Annotated in this window: 3 protein-coding genes; all 3 read right to left on the reverse strand. The window is 61.9% G+C overall.

Annotation, left to right across the window (positions count from 1 at the left end; all coding sequences use genetic code 11):
• A partial coding sequence (gene nrfD, locus DMP11_RS09980) for an NrfD/PsrC family molybdoenzyme membrane anchor subunit (RefSeq protein WP_161555367.1) occupies window positions 1-448 on the reverse strand: 448 nt, incomplete at its 3' end.
• A gap of 174 nt (window positions 449-622) precedes the next feature.
• Window positions 623-1,243, reverse strand: coding sequence for a 4Fe-4S dicluster domain-containing protein (locus DMP11_RS09985; protein ID WP_123186338.1), 621 nt, complete (start codon window positions 1,241-1,243; stop codon window positions 623-625).
• Entirely contained in the window at window positions 1,243-3,804 is a 2,562-nt protein-coding gene (locus tag DMP11_RS09990; RefSeq protein WP_161555368.1) for a molybdopterin-containing oxidoreductase family protein, read from the reverse strand. Before DMP11_RS09990 ends, DMP11_RS09985 begins: the two co-directional genes overlap by 1 nt.
• Between the last annotated feature and the right edge of the window lie 942 nt (window positions 3,805-4,746).

A 4,746-nucleotide genomic window follows, 5' to 3' on the forward strand; every position in this document is an offset into this window, starting at 1 on the left:
AGGAGAGGATCAGGTACACCATGAGCACGATGATGTCCCACATGAGCGGCGACCCCAGGTTGGAGTAGACGAACAGCTCCCACACCCGGAAGGGCTGGCCCATGTCCACCACGACGAGGCCGATGGCGGCCACGGTGGCGGCGATGGAGGTCATCACGGCCACCTTGGAGATGCCGCCGAAGCCCTTGAGCCCGAAGGCCTTGGGCACCGACGAGATGATCAGGCCGCCGGCCGAGAGGCCCACGAAGAACATGAAGGAGGTGATGTAGAGGCCCCAGGAATCGAGGTTGCGCATGGCGGTCTGCACCATGCCGCCGGAGATCTGCACGGCCCAGAGGGCGATGCCGATGGCGGTGACCACGGCCGACACGCCGATGGCAATGTTCAGCCCCGCACCGCCCTTTTTGGCAGGAGCCTTCGCGGCAACCGCCGCAGTTGTATCAGACATAAGTTTCTCCTTAAGAAGAGTTGCGAATCATCCAGGCCCCGCGGGGCCCATACCCCGCGGGGCCCAGGCAGAGATAGAATCTCTGCCCTACGAAGGGCCTGTTGCGGCCCGTGCGGGAGGGGGGGGGGAGCGCGCCGGGTGCTTCCGATGGCCGCCAGGCCATCGGAACCGAAACTACACCAGGTAGTACACGGAGGGCTTGGTGCCCTTCTCCGGCAGCAGCTGTTTGTACTCGCGAGAAGCGATTACCTTTGCCACCTCGCTGTTCGGATCATCTAAATCGCCCCAGAAACGAGCGCGCTCGGGGCACAGGCGAATGCACGCCGGCTCTTCCCCATCGGCCAGGCGATGCCAGCACATGGTACACTTCTCCACCACATGCTTCTGGTGGGCCGGCACATCGGCGCTACCAATGGCGAAGTCGATGGTGTACTTGGGCTCTTCCCAGTTGAAGCTGCGCACGCCGGTGTAGGGGCAGGCGGCCACGCACATGCGGCAGCCAATGCACTTGTCGTAGTCCTGGCGCACAACGCCGGTCTCGGGATCGGTGTAGGTGGCACCCACCGGGCACACCTTCACGCAGGCGGGGTTTTCGCAGTGCTGGCAAGCTACCGGCACATAGGACATGGTGATATCGGGGAACACACCAGCCGGGGTGTCCATATTTTCGCCGCCATCGGTGAGGATGCGGTTCCACCAGGTACCCTGCGGCAGATTGTTCTCCATGCGGCAGCCCACCGCGCAGGTGTGGCAGCCGATGCAGCGCTGAGTGTCAATGGCAAATCCGTAACGCATTACTGGCCCTCCCATTTCTTGAAGTCAACGCGCGTGTCATAGGGCGCAATGGAATCGGCGTACTTGTCGGTCTTGGGGTTGGTCATCTCTTGGTAGCAACCGGCCTTGAACTGGTCGCGCTGCCAACCCTTCGGGATGGAAATGATGCCAGGGGCAATGGACTCGTCGATCAGGCACTTCACCACCGCATGGCCGCGGTCGTTGAACACCTCGATGTAGTCGCCGTCCACCACGCCGCGCGCCTCGGCGTCGATGGCGTTCACCTTGCCTTGCGGCTCAGGGTCGAGCTCGCGCAGCACCGGCGTCTCGAACCACTGGGTGTGGATACGGAAGCGGGAGTGCTCCTGCAGGTACACCAGCGGGTACTTCTCGGCTAGCGGGTTGTCGATGCCCACCTCGTCCGGCTCTTGGAAGTACACGATGTGCTCTTCGGGATCGCGGGCGGCGAGGTCCTGGCCATAAGCCAAACGCGGCGCCACGTTTTCGTAGTACAGCTGCACGCGACCGGATTTCGTGGGCCACGGAGCGCTCTTGCCGCGAATCCACGGCACGCCCTCTTCCTGCCCGGTGAAGTTGATGACCTTCTCGGTGCGCAGGCGCTCTTCGGAATAACCGCTGGCCTGGGAAATCTCATCGGAGAACAGCAACGCCATCCAATAGGAGGTGTTGTTCCAGGTTTCCTCGGGGAAAGACGCGGCATAGCCCAGCGCCCGGCCCAACATGCCCACGATGTCCAGGTCGGACTTCGTGTCGTACAAAGGCTCGATGGCCTTCTCGCTCAGCGTCATGTAAGGGTTGTTATAGGCCGTGCGCAAATCTTCCTTCTCGTACCAGGAAGCCACCGGCAGCACCAGGTCAGCGTAACGGGCGGAGTCGTTCATCTCCATGTCCAGCACCACCCAGTAATCCATATTGGGCAGCACCTTGTTGATCCACTCGTTCTGGCCGGTGAGATTGCTCATGGGGTTGTGGCAATAAGACACCAGCACTTTGGTGGGATAATCCACACCTTCCAGCTTCTGGGTCTCGAACATCTCCGCCAGGCGCACGTTGGGCACATTGGCGTTGTACTCCTTGAACTCCGGCGTGTAGAACCAATAGGTGGTGAGCGCCGGGGTGTAGGTTTGGGTGAACACACCGGTGAAACCGGCGCCATCGCGGCCCAGCTGGCCGGCCAGCGCCATCAGCACCGCCACAGCCCAGGTGTTCTGGTAGCCGTTCACGTAATGGTCAAGGCCGTAGGTGATGTTCACGGAAAGCGCGCGCTCAGTGGCAAAAGAGGTGGCCAGATCGGTGATGCGTTGCTCGGGCACGCCGGTGAGACGCGAAGCCTCGGCGATGCTGTACTGGGAGAGGCGCTCTTTCAACAAGCTGTAAGCAGTGGTCACTTTCACGCCATCCGCTGTGGTGAAGGAGCCCTCCAGCGCCGGATCCACCGCTTCATCGGCCAGCACCGGGGCGCCCACCGCGTTGTCCCAGACGTAGTAGCCCACGGGAATGGAGGCCAGAGCAACCCCCAGCACCGTAGCCCCTTGCGGGCCATACTCCGCTGTAACCGCCTCAACGGTGGCGGCATAGGTGGCTGCGGCCTCGGCCGGCCAGTTCATGGTGCTCAGCTGAGTGCCGTCCTCCTTCACCAGGAAGGGGCCGGTAGAAGAGCCCATGATGTACTCGGTGTTCTGAAGATCATTCTCAATCAGGTAGTTCGCCATGGCAAGAGCCAAGTAACCATCGTAGCCAGGGCGAACGCAGATCCACTCGTCGGAGCGATGGGCTGTGGCAGACTTGATGGGATCGATGGTGATCACCTTGGTGCCGTTTTCCTTGGCCCACTGAATCCAGCGCCAGTTCTGGGGCGCGGTGAACACGGGGTTGGTGCCCCACACCACCACCATCGAGGAATCCAGCACGGAGTTGGGCTCGTTGCAGTAGGCCCAGTCGCCGGTGCCCAACACGCGATTGATGCCGTAGCCGGCTGCGTAGTCGTAGCACACGGCAGTCTTGGTGGCGCCCATAACGCCGGCCAAGCGCGTGAACTGGCCATACACGCCGTTGAAGTAGCCATACTGGCCAGAAGCGCAGTCGAACACTACCGACTTCGGTCCATATTGGTCCATGGCGGCCTTGATATGCTCGGCGGCATCCTGAATAGCCTCATCCCAGCTGATGGCCTCCCACTCGCCAGCACCGCGCTCGCTGCCGGATACCCGGCGCATCGGCTGCTTAATGCGGGTGGGGCTGTAGATGCGCTCGATGTAGGATGCGCCCTTCAGGCAGCCGCCGCGGTATCCGTCGTTGGGATAATCGCCCGGCTCCAGCTTCACCACTTTGCCGTCTTTCACATGGGCCAGCCACCGGCAAGAGCCCATGCAGTTCGAGCGGCACATTACGCTGAAAATCTCTTCGCCGCCCTCGGCCCGGTCGCTGTCATTGAAAGCGTCGGCCACGGCAATACCCGTGCCGGCAACCCCCGCACAGGCGGCAATTCCCGCTGCGGCGCCTGTGGTCTTGAGAAAACCTCTGCGAGTGATCCCGCTCTTCGAGCTGGTCGCTTGAGTCATTTCCCCTCCTTTGTTTGGCAGGAGTCTGACGCGCTTCCCGGCGCCTTCGAACTCCCCTTCCCCATCCCCCATGGGCGAATCCGGCGTGCCGTTTCGCGGCATGTCAGATGGGATTCCAACAGTTAGTAGAATCGGCCGGATTCTGTATGATTGCCACATTATCATATTTAACTAGTTCAATGTAGCTACTACACTATTCTTTTTTGAGATAACCATCATAGTTGCCGCACGACCGATTGGCGGCCCCAAAACAGCTGATGTGATGCCGCCCAAGAGGATCCCCGCGGCCGCAGCACCGCCGATCGGCACGGTCGCCATAGCCGCAGCACCGCCAATCCCGCCATCCATCATAGTTGCCGCACGGCCCTACCCCGGTGCCACCACAGTTGCCGCACGGCTCTACCCCCGCGCCCGCCAGAGTTGCCGCACGGCTCCCCTCCCCGGCGCCTACCATAGTTGCCGCACGGCCGACTCCGACAACAACCATAATCGCAGCACCGCTTCCCCCGATGCTTACCACAGTTGCTGCGCATTCGACCCCTGCGCCCACCGTGGTTGCAACCTTGAGCCGCCACGCGTACAAAACCGTCAGTTTTGTGCACGGAGGGTATGGACTTGCGCGGAATCGACGGTTTTGTACGGGCCGGCTGCGCAAAAAAGACGGTTTTGTACGGCATCGAGCGACAGGCCGGGATGAACCGCGCGTTTTCCCAGTTCAGGAATTCGATGCGAACGGCTCACCCTTACGCAGCAACGTAAAACACCCGCGAGAGCGTACAAAACCGTCAGTTTTGCGCACCGAGGGTATGGACTTGCGCGGAATCGACGGTTTTGTACGGGCCGGGGATGCGAGAGTGGGGCGCAGCGGGAACGAGGCGCCGGAGAGAAACAGGGCCGGGACGGAAAGCGGGGCCGCCGCGGGAACGGGGCCGCGGAGGGCTG

Source organism: Parvibacter caecicola (genome assembly GCF_003725335.1).
GTDB classification, from domain to species: Bacteria; Actinomycetota; Coriobacteriia; order Coriobacteriales; family Eggerthellaceae; genus Parvibacter; species Parvibacter caecicola.

What these genes read in the sequence shown, in the direction of transcription:
- DMP11_RS09990 (WP_161555368.1), bottom strand. Translation starts at nt 3,804, where the DNA reads ATGACTCAAGCGACCAGCTCGAAGAGCGGGATCACTCGCAGAGGTTTT.
- DMP11_RS09985 (WP_123186338.1), bottom strand. Translation starts at nt 1,243, where the DNA reads ATGCGTTACGGATTTGCCATTGACACTCAGCGCTGCATCGGCTGCCAC.